The sequence below is a fragment of the Variovorax sp. SG517 genome (genome assembly GCF_013376045.1).
In the GTDB taxonomy this organism is placed as follows: Bacteria; Pseudomonadota; Gammaproteobacteria; order Burkholderiales; family Burkholderiaceae_C; genus Variovorax.
Map to the genome: position 1 here is coordinate 232732 of NZ_JABMJG010000003.1, position 13306 is coordinate 246037.

At 67.7% G+C, this 13306-nt stretch carries 10 protein-coding genes; 6 read left to right on the top strand and 4 right to left on the bottom strand.

Going from position 1 to position 13306, the window contains the following annotated elements:
* Positions 1-62 precede the first annotated feature (62 nt).
* A complete protein-coding gene (locus FHT32_RS10590; RefSeq protein WP_176664586.1) occupies positions 63-2483 on the top strand; it encodes a UvrD-helicase domain-containing protein in 2421 nt (806 codons plus the stop codon).
* Between the two features lie 37 nt (positions 2484-2520).
* Here FHT32_RS10590 and FHT32_RS10595 read toward each other — a convergent pair whose 3' ends face one another.
* From FHT32_RS10595 to FHT32_RS10605, 3 genes are all read right to left on the bottom strand, one after another.
* Positions 2521-3360 (bottom strand): BPSS1780 family membrane protein, encoded by an 840-nt coding sequence (locus tag FHT32_RS10595; RefSeq protein ID WP_176664587.1) that lies wholly within the window; start codon positions 3358-3360, stop codon positions 2521-2523.
* Positions 3361-3369: 9 nt separating this feature from the next.
* The gene (locus tag FHT32_RS10600; RefSeq protein ID WP_176664588.1) at positions 3370-4431 is read right to left on the bottom strand and encodes a homoserine kinase; all 1062 of its coding nucleotides are present in this window, start codon (positions 4429-4431) and stop codon (positions 3370-3372) included.
* A gap of 61 nt (positions 4432-4492) precedes the next feature.
* Positions 4493-4864 carry a hypothetical protein gene (locus FHT32_RS10605; RefSeq protein ID WP_093198812.1) on the bottom strand — a complete coding sequence of 124 codons (372 nt, stop codon included), beginning with the start codon at positions 4862-4864 and terminating at the stop codon, positions 4493-4495.
* Positions 4865-4961: 97 nt separating this feature from the next.
* Here FHT32_RS10605 and polA point away from each other — a divergent pair, with 97 nt between their 5' ends.
* The 3 genes from polA (at position 4962) to FHT32_RS10620 (ending at position 10073) form a co-directional block, all read left to right on the top strand.
* Positions 4962-7781: a DNA polymerase I gene (gene polA / locus FHT32_RS10610; protein WP_176664589.1), complete on the top strand. Its 2820-nt coding sequence runs from the start codon at positions 4962-4964 to the stop codon at positions 7779-7781.
* An 82-nt stretch (positions 7782-7863) separates the two neighbouring features.
* Complete coding sequence (locus tag FHT32_RS10615; protein ID WP_176664590.1) at positions 7864-9156, top strand: M20/M25/M40 family metallo-hydrolase; 1293 nt, start codon at positions 7864-7866, stop codon at positions 9154-9156.
* Between the two features lie 14 nt (positions 9157-9170).
* Complete coding sequence (locus FHT32_RS10620; RefSeq protein ID WP_176664591.1) at positions 9171-10073, top strand: LysR family transcriptional regulator; 903 nt, start codon at positions 9171-9173, stop codon at positions 10071-10073.
* A gap of 25 nt (positions 10074-10098) precedes the next feature.
* Here FHT32_RS10620 and FHT32_RS10625 read toward each other — a convergent pair whose 3' ends face one another.
* Positions 10099-11310: a D-amino acid dehydrogenase gene (locus tag FHT32_RS10625; protein WP_176664592.1), complete on the bottom strand. Its 1212-nt coding sequence runs from the start codon at positions 11308-11310 to the stop codon at positions 10099-10101.
* Positions 11311-11505: 195 nt separating this feature from the next.
* Here FHT32_RS10625 and FHT32_RS10630 point away from each other — a divergent pair, with 195 nt between their 5' ends.
* Both FHT32_RS10630 and FHT32_RS10635 read left to right on the top strand, forming a co-directional pair.
* Complete coding sequence (locus FHT32_RS10630; RefSeq protein WP_176664593.1) at positions 11506-12396, top strand: transporter substrate-binding domain-containing protein; 891 nt, start codon at positions 11506-11508, stop codon at positions 12394-12396.
* Between the two features lie 116 nt (positions 12397-12512).
* Positions 12513-13262 carry an aspartate/glutamate racemase family protein gene (locus FHT32_RS10635; protein WP_176664594.1) on the top strand — a complete coding sequence of 250 codons (750 nt, stop codon included), beginning with the start codon at positions 12513-12515 and terminating at the stop codon, positions 13260-13262.
* The last annotated feature ends 44 nt before the right edge of the window (positions 13263-13306 follow it).

Here is a 13306-nt window from a genome sequence, read left to right on the forward strand (position 1 = left end):
CGAAGCCGGGTCTTCCGCTTCTTTATATAACCCGCATACGCCGTGGTTTCTACAATTGGAGGATGTTGTTTAACGATCCTGCGGCCGACGCCCATCCCCCAGCGCTGCCGCTGCTCCAGAACCTGAACGCGGAGCAGCTTGCCGCGGTCACGTTGCCCGAAGGCAACGCCCTCATCCTGGCAGGCGCCGGATCCGGCAAGACGCGCGTGCTCACCACCCGCATCGCCTGGCTGCTGCAGACCGGCCAGGTCTCCGCCGGCGGCATCCTCGCCGTGACCTTCACCAACAAGGCCGCCAAGGAAATGATGACGCGCCTTACGGCGATGCTGCCCGTCAACGTGCGCGGCATGTGGATCGGCACCTTCCACGGCCTGTGCAACCGCCTGCTGCGCGCGCACTGGAAGCTCGCCAACCTGCCTTCCACCTTCCAGATCCTCGACACGCAGGACCAGCTCTCGGCCATCAAGCGCCTGATGAAGCAGTTCAACGTCGACGACGAGCGATTCCCCGCCAAGCAGACCCAGTGGTTCATCGCCGGCGCCAAGGAAGACGGCCTGCGCCCCGACGCGATCGAGGTGCGCAACGACGACGACCGCAAGAAGGTCGAGCTCTACCGCCTCTACGAAGAGCAGTGCCAGCGCGAAGGCGTGGTCGACTTCGGCGAGCTCATGCTGCGCAGCTACGAGCTGCTGCGCGACAACGAACCGGTGCGCGAGCACTACCAGCGGCGCTTCCGCCACATCCTGATCGACGAGTTCCAGGACACCAACCGCCTGCAGTACGCGTGGATCAAGATGCTCGCGGGCAACACCGTCGAGGGCCGCTTCGTGCCGGGCCAGCACAACAGCGTGATCGCCGTGGGCGACGACGACCAGAGCATCTATGCCTTCCGCGGTGCGCGCGTAGGCAACATGACCGACTTCGTGCGCGAGTTCGACGTGCGCCACCAGATCAAGCTGGAGCAGAACTACCGCAGCTACAGCAACATCCTCGATTCCGCCAACGAGCTCATCGGCCACAACAAGAAGCGCCTGGGCAAGAACCTGCGCACCGACCAGGGCCCCGGCGAGCCCGTGCGCGTGTACGAGGCACCCACCGACCTCGCCGAGGCGCAGTGGATGGTCGAGGAAATGCGCCAGCTCGTGCGCGACGGCTACGAGCGCAAGGAAATGGCCGTGCTCTACCGCAGCAATGCGCAGAGCCGGGTGATCGAAACCGCGCTCTTCAATGCCTCGGTGCCGTACCGCGTGTACGGCGGCCTGCGCTTCTTCGAGCGTGCCGAAATCAAGCACGCGCTGGCCTACCTGCGGCTGCTGGAGAACAAGGACGACGACACCAGCTTCCTGCGTGTCGTCAACTTCCCGCCGCGCGGCATCGGCGCGCGCACGCTCGAAACCCTGCAGGACGCTGCGCGCGCAGCCAACCGTTCGCTGCACGACGCGGTGAGCGTGGTCGGCGGCAAGGCCGGTGCCAACCTCACGGGCTTCGTCGCCAAGATCGACGTGCTGCGCGAGCAGACCCAGGGTGCGAGCCTGCGCGAGATCATCGAGCTGGTTCTCGACCACAGCGGACTCGTCGAGCACTACAGGGCCGACCGCGAAGGCGCCGACCGCATCGAGAACCTGGACGAACTGGTGAACGCGGCCGAGAGCTTCGTCACGCAGGAGGGCTTCGGCCGCGACGCCGTGGCGCTGCCTGTGGACGAACTGCGCCAGTCGCCCGCGAGCCAGGGCCTGGACCCCAACCGCCCGGTGCTCGACGAGCCGCTCGCGCCCGACGCCGAGACCGGCGAAACGCTGAGCCCGCTGGCCGCCTTCCTCACGCATGCCGCGCTCGAATCCGGCGACAACCAGGCGCAGGCGGGCCAGGACGCGGTGCAGCTCATGACCGTGCACGCCGCCAAGGGCCTGGAGTTCGACTGCGTGTTCATCACGGGCATGGAAGAGGGCCTGTTCCCGCACGAGAACTCGATGAGCGACTTCGAGAGCCTCGAGGAAGAGCGCCGGCTGATGTACGTGGCGATCACGCGCGCCCGCAAGCGCCTGTACCTGAGCCATTCGCAGACCCGCATGCTGCACGGCCAGACCCGCTACAACCTCAAGAGCCGCTTCTTCGACGAGCTACCAGAGGGCGCCCTCAAGTGGCTCACGCCCAAGAACCAGGGCTTCGCGCCCTCGGCCTTCGGCTATGGCGGCGGCTACGGCAGCACGCGCGGCGGCTCGGGCGGATACGGTGGCGGCTACGGCGGCAGTTCGGGCGGAAGCCGCGACAAGGACACCTTCGCCAGCCCGCCCGTGCCGCCGCAGAAGACCGCGCCCTCGCACGGCCTGCGCTCGGGCATGCAGGTGTTCCACAACAAGTTCGGCGAAGGCACGGTGACCGCACTGGAAGGCACCGGCGACGACGCGCGTGCACAGGTCAAGTTCGCGCGCCACGGCGTGAAGTGGCTGGCGCTGTCGGTGGCCAAGCTCACGCCGATCTGAGGCTGCCGGGCGGGAGCGCTGCCGGCCGCGGCGGCGCTCAGTCCGGGTTGAAGGTGTCGCGGAAGGTGAACCAGTTCGACGCCTGCGCCATCGCGGCGAGCGTCATCACCGTGCCGAGCATCAGGATGTTGCCGGCGGTCATTGCGCCGGTGCCCGAGCCCAGCGAGCCCACGCCGATCACGACGGTGCCGACCAGCGCCGCCGCGAGCAGGCCGAGCAGGAGCACGCCGCACCATGCGAGCCAGTACAGCGCATAGGCGCCGAAATTGCGGAACATCGCGACCAGGCTGAAGAAGATGCTCTTCACCGGCTCCACGCGATGCCAGTGAACCAGCGCGGGCGCATGCCAGATGGCGGCGATCAGGGGCAGCGTCAGGCACATCTGCAGCAGGTTGGCCACCTGGAAGCGGCTGCTTTCCATAACTTCCTTGGCGGGAGCCTCGCCGGTGAAGTAGCTGCGCATGAACTGGCCGCCATCGACGACCGCGGTCACGAACACCGTCAGCAGGCAGTACACCGCCGAGATCACGCCCAGCACCGCCAGCGAGCGCCATTCCGCCCGCATGGCCTGTGCGACCGACAGGAACATGAGCGCGCCGGTCGGCTTCCTGGGACCGGGAGTGCCGTCAGCGGCCGCGGCCTTGTCGCTGGCGGAGGCATCGGCCACCGAGGCCGCGACCATGAAGCCCAGCGTGGAGAAGGGCAGCAGCACGAAGGGAAGAAACCTGCCGATCACCGGCAGCTGAGAGATCGTCGAGATCAGCGCCATGAACAGCATGAACAGCGACACGAAGGCCAGCGGCTGCCGCCAGAAGTTCTTGAGCCCGAGGCGGACCCATTCCACGCCGGTTCGCGCCGGCACGAGGTTGAGTTTCATGTGTGAAGGTCAGGCAGCCAGCAGCGGCTCGAGGGCCTGCGCCACGGCATGCGGATGGGTGGCGCGGTCGCGCAGCACGCGCTCGAAGTGCGTGGGGTCATGGGGCTTGAGCATGCTCGCCTCGCGCGGCAGATGGAAGTCCCAGAGACGGGAGATCCAGAAGCGCAGCGCCGCGGCACGCAGCATCGCGGGCAGCAGCGCGCGTTCGGCGGCATTCAGCGCGCGCACGGACTCGTAGGCCGACAGCAGCGCGTCGGCGCGCTCGGGGTCATGGCGGCCGGTGGGCAGGTCGATGGCCCAGTCGTTCAGGCACACGGCCAGGTCGAACAGCCAGGTGTCTGTGCCGGCGAAGTAGAAATCGAACACGCCGGTCAGGCGCGGCGCCGCGCCGGGCTCGCCGTCGGTTGCGAACATCACGTTGTCGCGGAACATGTCGGCGTGCACCGGACCGCGCGGCAGCGCCGCATAGGCCGACGATTCGGCGACGTGGTTCTGGTAGGCCAACTCGGCGCGCAGCAGGTTCGCCTGCGATTCCTCGATGTACGGCAGCACCACCGGCACCGTTTCGTTCCACCAGGGCAGCCCGCGCAGGTTCGGCTGGATGCGGGGGTAGTCGCGCCCCGCGAGGTGCATGCGCGCCAGCATCGATCCCAGCTCGGTGCAGTGCGCCGCGGTTGGAGCCAGTTCGCTGCGGCCAGAGAGCTTCTGCACCACCGCCGCCGGCTTGCCGGCCACGAGGTGCAGCAGGTCGCATGAAGCCTCGGCGGGCACCGGCGGTTGCTGGCCCTTGCGGGGCTTGCCGGCAGCTTCGGCCTCGGGCAGCGCAACAGGCGCGGGCACCGGCAGGCCGGCGTCCGCCAGGTGCTTCATCAGACAAAGGTAGTAAGGCAACTGCTCGGCGCTCAGGCGCTCGAACAGCGTCAGCACGAACTCGCCGGACTCGGTGGTCGCGAAGTAGTTGGTGTTCTCGATGCCACCCTCGATGCCGCGCAGATCGCGCAGCGGGCCCAGGCCCAGGCTCTGGACGAGCGCGTCTGCCTCGCCGAAGCCGACTTCGGTAAAAACTGCCATGGAGGTACTCAGCGCTGCATTGCTGCCGCGATAACCGGAAGGGAGACTGCCTCCATCACGGTCAGAACTTCATCACGTTCCAGACGCGGGGGCCGTTGGCGCCCGTTTCGCTCGAACCCTGGCGGCCCGTGGCGGCATCGGCCGGCAGCACTTCGTAGCCCGGCATGTTCGACTTGGGCTTGACGTTGATGCTCTGCGTACGGCCGCCGTAGCGGACTTCGTCGACCGAGGCGCCGCTGTCCTCGGTGTGGATGTGCTCGACCTTCTGGTTGCGTCGGCCTTCGGCCTTGGCCTGCTCCTGATTTGGGAGCGCTTCGGCCGGAGCCGCCGCCGGGGCGGGCGCCGCTTGTTGCGCCTGCACGGCGGCAAAGGGGGTTGCGAAGGCCAGCGCCAGCAGGATGCGGCGGGCGACCAGGAGTGTGGAGCTAGGCATGCAGGCATTGTAGGCGCGCGCCCGGTTCCGGGGCGTCGGTTGGCACCTCGTGGCGTCGTGGTTCCGGGGGCTGTCGCGGGCACGGCAAAATGCCCCGATGACCGACAAGAAAACGCTGCTGCTCGTCGATGGCTCGAGCTACCTCTACCGCGCCTTCCACGCCATGCCCGACCTGCGGGCCGTGCCCGGCGACCCGAAGAGCCCGGCGACCGGCGCCATCCGCGGAATGATCAACATGATGACCGCGCTGCGCCGCGAGGTGCGCGCCGACTACGCAGCCTGCATCTTCGACGCGCCCGGCAAGACCTTCCGCGACGACTGGTACCCCGAGTACAAGGCCAACCGCTCGCCCATGCCCGACGACCTGCGCAGCCAGATCGACCCCATCCACGAAGTGGTGAAGCTGCTCGGCTGGCCCGTGCTCAGCGTGCCCGACGTGGAGGCCGACGACGTCATCGGCACGCTCGCCCGGATCGCCGCCTCGCAGGGCGTCGAGGTCATCGTCTCCAGCGGCGACAAGGACCTGAGCCAGCTGGTCGACGAGCACATCACCATCATCGACACCATGAACGGCAAGCGGCGCGACGTAGCCGGCGTCACGGCCGAGTTCGGCGTGCCGCCCAGCCTGATGATCGACTACCAGACGCTGGTGGGCGACTCGGTCGACAACGTGCCCGGCGTGCCGAAGGTCGGCCCTAAGACCGCTGCCAAGTGGCTGCTCGAATACGGCTCGCTCGACGCCTTGATCGAGCGCGCCGCCGAGGTGAAGGGTGCCGCGGGCGAGAACCTGCGCAACGCCCTCGAGCAGCTGCCGCTGAGCCGGCGCCTCGTGACCATCCGCACCGACTGCGACCTCGACGGCCACGTCACCGGCCTGCCCTCGCTCGATGGCCTGCCGGTGGGCGCGCCGCAGACGGCCGAGCTCAAGCCCTTCTACGAGAAGTTCGGCTTCAAGAGCCTGGTCAAGGCGCTCGAGGCGCAGGCCGTGCCGCCCGAACTGATCGAGGAGAACCTCAAGAAGAAGGCGGCTTCCGGGAAGGTCGATACCGACCAGGGCGGCCTGTTCGACGAGCCCTCCGACATGCAGGCGCTGGAAGCCGCCGCGCCCGCGAGCAACCTGAAGTACGAGACCATCACGACCTGGGAGCAGTTCGAGGCCTGGCTCGCGAAGCTCGAGGCGGCTGAGCTTGCCGCCATCGACACCGAGACCACCTCGCTCGACGAGATGGTCGCGCAGATCGTCGGCATCAGCTTCAGCGTGACGCCCGGCGAGGCCGCCTACATTCCGCTCACGCACAACTACCCCGATGCGCCCGAGCAGCTGCCCATCGACGAGGTGCTGGCGAAGCTCAAGCCCTGGCTGGAGAACGGCGCGAAGAAGAAGCTCGGCCAGCACATCAAGTACGACCGGCACGTGTTCGCCAACCACGGCATCGAGGTGCAGGGCTACGCGCACGACACCATGCTGCAGAGCTACGTGCTCGAAGTGCACAAGCCGCACGGCCTTTCGAGCCTGGCCGAGCGCCACCTGGGCCGCAGCGGCATCTCGTACGAAGACCTGTGCGGCAAGGGCGCGCACCAGATCCCGTTCAGCCAGGTCGACATCGCCAAGGCCGCCGAATACTCGTGCGAGGACAGCGACCAGACGCTGGACGTGCACAACACGCTCTGGCCGCGCCTGCAGGCCGACGAGAAGCTGCTCTTCATCTACCAGCTCGAGATGGATTCGAGCGAGGCCCTCTACCGCGTGGAGCGCAACGGAGTGCTGATCGACGCGCCCACGCTGGCCGCGCAGAGCCATGAGCTCGGCAAGCGCATCATGGAGCTGGAGCAGGAGGCCTACGAGATCGCCGGCCAGCCCTTCAACCTCGGCTCGCCCAAGCAGATCGGCGAGATCTTCTTCACCAAGCTGGGCCTGCCCGTGGTCAAGAAGACGCCCAGCGGCGCGCCCAGCACCGACGAAGAGGTGCTCGAGAAGCTCGCTGAAGACTATCCGCTGCCGGCCAAGATCCTCGAGCACCGCAGCCTCTCCAAGCTCAAGGGCACCTATACCGACAAGCTCGGCCAGCTCGCCAACCCGCGCACGGGCCGCGTGCACACGCACTATGCGCAGGCGGTGGCAGTCACGGGTCGGCTGTCGAGCAACGACCCGAACCTGCAGAACATCCCGATCCGCACACCCGAGGGCCGGCGCGTGCGCGAGGCCTTCGTGGCGCCGGCGGGCAGCGTGATCGCCAGCGCCGACTACTCGCAGATCGAGCTGCGCATCATGGCCCACATCAGCGGCGACGAATCGCTGCTGCGCGCCTTCACCGAAGGCATCGACGTGCACCGCGCGACGGCCGCCGAGGTGTTCGGCTCCACGCCCGACCAGGTGTCGAGCGAGCAGCGCCGCTACGCCAAGGTCATCAACTTCGGCCTGATTTACGGCATGAGCAGCTTCGGCCTCGCCAAGAACCTGGGCATCGAGAACAAGGCTGCGGCTTCGTACATCGAGCGCTACTTCGCTCGCTACCCGGGCGTGAAGGCCTACATGGACGAGACCAAGGCGCTGGCGAAGGAGCAAGGCTACGTCGAAACCGTGTTCGGCCGGCGCCTGTACCTGCCCGAGATCAACTCGCCCAACGGCCCGCGCCGCGGCGGCGCGGAGCGCGCGGCCATCAACGCGCCGATGCAGGGCACCGCGGCCGACCTCATCAAGCTCAGCATGGTCAAGGTACAGAACGTGCTTGACGAAGAGAAGCGCGCCACCCGGATGATCATGCAGGTGCACGACGAACTGGTGTTCGAGGTGCCCGAGGCCGAGATCGAATGGGTGCGCACCGAGATCCCGCGCATCATGGCGGGCGTTGCCTCGCTGAAGGTGCCGCTGCTGGCCGAGATCGGCGTCGGTCCCAACTGGGACAAGGCGCACTGAAAGAGAACATCAAGAAGAAGAGAGCAGGGAACGGACAAGGACGAGACAACCAGTCAGCCACACAAGGAAGAAACGCAAGAACATGAACCGATTCCCGCACCGCCAATTCCTGCTCGCCGCCGTCTGCGCCGCCTTCCTCGGCAGCGCCTTCGCGGCGCCCGATGCGAAGATCGCCGCGCTCGCCGCCAAGGAAAAGCCCGCCCTGCTCGACACGCTGAAGGAGCTGGTCTCCATCGAGTCCGGCAGCCGCGACCTCGACGGCCTGGAGAAGATCTCCGACCTCATCGCCGCGAAGTTCAAGGCGCTGGGAGGCGAGGTCGAGCTGATCGATCCGAGCGCGGAGGCCTATCGCATGGAAGACACGCCCGAGAAGATCGGCCGCGCGGTGCGTGCCACCTTCAAGGGCACGGGCAAGAAGAAGATCCTGCTGATCGCGCACATGGACACGGTCTACACCGTGGGCATGCTCAACAAGCAGCCCTTCCGCATCGAGGGCGACAGGGCCTACGGCCTGGGCATCGCCGACGACAAGCAGGGCGTGGCCGTCATCACGCACATCGTGTCGATGCTGCAGGCGATGAAGTTCAAGGACTACGGCACGCTCACCGTGCTCATCAACGGCGACGAGGAAATCAGCTCGCCCGGCGCTCGTGCGCTCATCACGCGCATGGGCAGCGAGCACGACGCGGTGCTGTCCTTCGAAGGTGCCTCGGTGAAGGAAGACAAGCTCTCGCTCGCCACCGCGGGCATCGCATCGGTCACGCTGAACGTCACCGGCAAGGCCTCGCACGCGGGCTCGGCGCCCGAGCTGGGCGTGAATGCGCTGTACGAGCTGTCGCACCAGATCCTGCAGATGCGCGACCTGTCCGACCCGGCCACGGGGCTGAAGATGAACTGGACCATCTCCAAGTCGGGCAGCAACCGCAACGTGATCCCGGCCAGCGCCACCGCCGCGGCCGACGTGCGCGTGCTCAAGGTGAGCGACTACGACCGCATCGAGCAGCAGGTGAACGAGCGCGTGAAGAAGCAGCTCATTCCCGAGGCCAAGGTCGAGCTGAAGTTCGAGCGCCGCCGTCCGCCGCTGGAGTCCTCCGACGCTTCGATCGCCATGGCACGCCACGCGCAGCAGATCTACAAAGACGAACTCGGCCTGCCGCTGGGCGCCGACGACAAGGCCGCCGGCGGCGGCACCGATGCGGCCTTCGCCGCGCTCAAGACCAAGGCGCCGGTTGTCGAGCGTTTCGGCCTGCAGGGCTTCGGCGCGCACTCGGCCGATGCCGAGTACGTGCTGGTCAATTCGATCGAGCCGCGCCTGTACCTCGGCACGCGCATAGTGATGGACCTCGCCCGAGGCAAGGCGTCCTCGGGCAACTGAACCCTTCGCTCGCAATGCGACTGCGCCACATCGAGGTCTTCAACGCGATCATGCTCACGGGCAGCGTGAGCGCGGCGGCGCGGCTCATCAACATCACGCAGCCGGCGGTGAGCCGCACGCTGCAGCATGCCGAGCTGCAGCTGGGCTTTCCGCTGTTCCAGCGGGCCAAGGGCCGGCTCACGCCGACCACCGAGGCGCTCACGCTGTATCCGCACATCGAGCGGCTGTTCGCGCAGCTCGACGAGGTGCAGCGGCTGGCCTCCAACCTGCGCACGGCCGGCGACACCGGCGAGCTGCGCATCCTGAGCGTGCTGGCGCTGAGCTACGACATCCTGCCGCGCGCGCTCAAGGCATTCCGCGAGAAGCATCCGGGCTATGCGATCACGGTGGAGTCGCTGCATTCGCCGCAGATCATGTCGGCGCTGCTGCTGCAGGAGGCCGACGTGGGCTTCGCCTTCAGCCCGGCGGTGCATCCCTCGCTCACGCAGGAGACGCTGGCCGACAGCCGCATGGTGTGCATCGCGCCCAAGGGCATGCTGCCGCGCACGCTGGTGCGCAACGGCTCGGTGGCGCTGCACGATCTCGTCGACCGGCCGGTGATCGGCCTGGACAGCCGCGACCCCGTGGGCACCAGCCTGAGCCAGGCCTGCCGGCAGGCGGGCGTGGGCTTCCAGCAGGCGGTGGTGACGGTGCAGACCTACCACGCGGCGCTGGCCATGGCGCACCACGGCATCGGCATCGCGCTGGTGGACGGCTGCACGGCGCGCTCGGCCGACCGCGAGAAGGTCGACGTGCTGATGCTGGAGCCCCGGATCCCGGTGCCTATCCGCGCGCTGCGTTTCGCTGCGCGGCCCGACTCGGTGGCGGTGCGCGGCATCACGCGCTGCATGCAGGAAGCGATTCAGGAAACGATCTAGGACCTAGCGAGGCCCTGGGCCCTGGTCAGGCCTGCAGTTCCTGCGCGACGCGCAGCGCCGAGCCGAAGGCCAGCGTGAAGCCCAGAGCCCCGTGGCCCGTGTTGAACAGCATGTTCGACGGGGCGCTGCCGAGCCGTCCGATGATCGGCAGCCCCTTGGGTGTGGCGGGGCGCATGCCGGTCCAGGGATGCAGTTCCTCGAGCCGGCTCGCATGCGGGAAGAGGGCGCGCGTGGCGGCCACCAGCGTCTCGATGCGTGTGGCCGGAATGCTCGCGTCGTGGCCCACCAGCTCGGCCATGCCCGCCACGCGCAGGCGCGAGCCGATGCGTGCGAACACCACCTTGCGCGCGCTGTCCGTCACGTTCACATGCGGTGCCGCGCCCGGCGCGGAATCGACGTCCACCGTGATGCTGTAGCCCTTGAGCGGATACACCGGCAGATAGGCCCCGAGCGCGCGGCCCAGCCTGTGCGACGCGGAGCCCAGCGCCATGACGAAGGCGTCGGCCTCCACGTCGCCGTCGCCGGTGCGTGCCGCGGCGATGCGGTTTCCGCTGCGCACGAAGCCCTGCACCTCGGCGCCGGACATGAAGCCCACGCCGCGCGTGCCCAACGCCTTCGTCAGCTCGGTGCACACCTTGAGGCAGTCGGCGGCGCATTCGCTGGGCGTATGGACGGCGCCCGCCATCCGGTCGCGGTAGCTTGCGAGCGCGGGCTCGATGGCGATGCATTCCTCGGGCGTCACCAGCCGCTGCTCGCTGCCCATGGCGCGCTGCAGTTCAAGCTGGGCGCGGGCGCCTTCGAGCGATGCCTGGCTCGCATACAGCACCAGCTTGCCGGTGGCGGAGAAATCGCAGTCGGGCGAAAGCTCGGCACGCATCGCCTCGAACTCGACGCGGCTCGAGGCGGCCAGTTCCAGCAGCCTGGCCGTGGTGTCGCGCGAGGTGCGCGCGTTGCAGGCCGCAAGGAACTCCATGCCCCAACGCCACTGCAGCGGATCGAGCTGCGGCCGCAGCTTGAGCGGCGAGTTGGGCGACAGCAGCAGCTTGGGCAGCTGCTTCCAGATCGAGGGGTCGGCCAGCGGCTGCACGTACGAATAGCTGAGCTGCGCGCCGTTGCCGCCGCTCGCGCCCGAGCCGGGGGCGGCGCGGTCGATCACGGTGACCTGATGGCCCCGGCGTTCGAGCTGCCAGGCGGTCGCCAGGCCCACGATGCCGGCGCCGAGCACACACACATGCATGGGGCGACTTTCCGCAAGGAGATTGATTAGAGAACCGAGGCTCGGACTGTAGGCGCGCTCGGCTGCGGGCGGAAATGCCAAAAGAACCCCCGCCCATAACCTTTGGGCATGGGCCAGGTTTCAATTGGAATTGTCGTTTTGCGTCGCTACTTCCTACACTGGCCGCCTGTTCAGTCCAACCGAATGAAGGCTCGAATGAAACTCTCCGTCCTGATGTCTTCCCTGGCCGCCACGGTGCTTTTCACCGCCACGGGCGCGCAGGCCGCCGATACGCTGGCCAAGATCGCCGAGTCCGGCAAGATCACGCTCTCCTATCGGGAGTCGTCGGTGCCCTTCAGCTACCTGGACGGCCCCAACAAGCCGATCGGGATGGCGGTGGACCTTTCCAACGCCGTGGTCGAGGCGGTGAAGAAGAAGCTGAACAAGCCCAACCTGCAGGTGGCGCTCATGCCCGTGACCTCGCAGAACCGCATTCCGCTCATCACCAACGGCACGGTCGACCTGGAGTGCGGCTCCACCACCAACAACACCGCGCGCGGCAAGGACGTGGCCTTCGCCATCAACCACTTCTACACGGGCACGCGCCTGCTGGTGAAGAAGTCGTCGAAGATCAAGAACTACGCCGACCTCGCGAAGAAGACTGTGGCCAGCACCACCGGCACCACCAATGCGCTGGTCATGCGGAAGTACAACGCCGAGAAGAACCTCGGCATGGACATCGTGCTCGGCAAAGACCATGCCGATTCCTTCCTGCTGGTCGAGAGCGACCGCGCCGCGGCCTTCGCCATGGACGACATCCTGCTGTACGGCCTGATCGCCAATGCCAAGGCGCCGGGCGACTTCGAGGTGGTGGGCGAGTCGCTGCAGGTCGAACCCTACGCCTGCATGCTGCCCAAGGACGACCCGGCCTTCAAGAAGCTGGTGGACGACACCTTCGCCGGCATGATGAAGAGCGGCGAGTTCGAGAAGCTCTACGACAAGTGGTTCATGCAGCCGATTCCGCCGAAGAACGTGCCGCTGAACCTGCCGATGAGCCCGCAGCTCAAGGAAAACCTCAAGGCCCTGAGCGACAAGCCCGCGACTTGAGTTCATCCCCCAGGCTGCGCGCACTTCGGGTCGCGCACGCCTTCCCCCTCCGGGGCAATGCCAGCGGCCCGGCAAAGCCGGTTCCGCGGTATTCCTGAAACAGAGATAGAAAGATCATGAGTTCGACCAGCGTCGTTGGCATTCTTGGCGGCATGGGCCCCGCGGCGGGTGCCGACTTCGTGCGGCTCTTCGTGCAGGCCTGCACGCAGCAGATGCGTGCGCGCGGCGAGCCGGTGCGCGACCAGGCCTTTCCCGAGCACTGGCTCGCGCAGGTGCCGGTGCCCGACCGCACCGAGGCACTGGCTTCGGCCGATCAGGGCGCGCACCAGCCGCTGGAGCCGATGCTGCAGGCACTGGGCCGCCTGGCCGCGCTCGGCAGCCGCACCGTGGCCATCGCCTGCAACACCGCGCATGCCTGGCACGCGAGCCTGCAGGAGCGCTTTCCGCAGGTCGAGCTGCTGCACATGGCACGCGAGACGGCGCAGCACCTTACCCGCCAGGGCGCGACCGGCGTGGCGCTGATGGCCACCGAAGGCACCTACCGCATCCGCCTCTACGAGAAGGCGCTGGCCGAGGAAGGCCTGGAATGCCATGTGCCGCTGCCCGAGGAGCGGCAGATCATCACGCGCGGCATCTTCGAGGGCGTGAAGGCCGGCAACATGCAGCTCGCCGAGCAGTGCTTCTCCGATGTGGCGCTGCGGCTGGCCGGGCGCCATGGCCCCGTCTCCATCGTCATGGGCTGCACCGAGGTGCCGCTGGGCCTGCAGGGCTCGGCCGCGGTGGCCGGGCTCGATCTCGTCGACCCCGCGCAGGTGCTGGCAGCCGCGCTGGCGCGACGGGCCTACGGGGCGCCGCAACCCCACTGAGACCAGGGGGCATGCAGGCCCCGGCCGATTTCGCCTACATTGCG

Bases quoted from the DNA above. Each gene is read 5' to 3' on its own strand.
- FHT32_RS10590 (WP_176664586.1), top strand. From the start codon at position 63: ATGTTGTTTAACGATCCTGCGGCCGACGCCCATCCCCCAGCGCTGCCG.
- FHT32_RS10595 (WP_176664587.1), bottom strand. From the start codon at position 3,360: ATGAAACTCAACCTCGTGCCGGCGCGAACCGGCGTGGAATGGGTCCGC.
- FHT32_RS10600 (WP_176664588.1), bottom strand. From the start codon at position 4,431: ATGGCAGTTTTTACCGAAGTCGGCTTCGGCGAGGCAGACGCGCTCGTC.
- FHT32_RS10605 (WP_093198812.1), bottom strand. From the start codon at position 4,864: ATGCCTAGCTCCACACTCCTGGTCGCCCGCCGCATCCTGCTGGCGCTG.
- polA (WP_176664589.1), top strand. From the start codon at position 4,962: ATGACCGACAAGAAAACGCTGCTGCTCGTCGATGGCTCGAGCTACCTC.
- FHT32_RS10615 (WP_176664590.1), top strand. From the start codon at position 7,864: ATGAACCGATTCCCGCACCGCCAATTCCTGCTCGCCGCCGTCTGCGCC.
- FHT32_RS10620 (WP_176664591.1), top strand. From the start codon at position 9,171: ATGCGACTGCGCCACATCGAGGTCTTCAACGCGATCATGCTCACGGGC.
- FHT32_RS10625 (WP_176664592.1), bottom strand. From the start codon at position 11,310: ATGCATGTGTGTGTGCTCGGCGCCGGCATCGTGGGCCTGGCGACCGCC.
- FHT32_RS10630 (WP_176664593.1), top strand. From the start codon at position 11,506: ATGAAACTCTCCGTCCTGATGTCTTCCCTGGCCGCCACGGTGCTTTTC.
- FHT32_RS10635 (WP_176664594.1), top strand. From the start codon at position 12,513: ATGAGTTCGACCAGCGTCGTTGGCATTCTTGGCGGCATGGGCCCCGCG.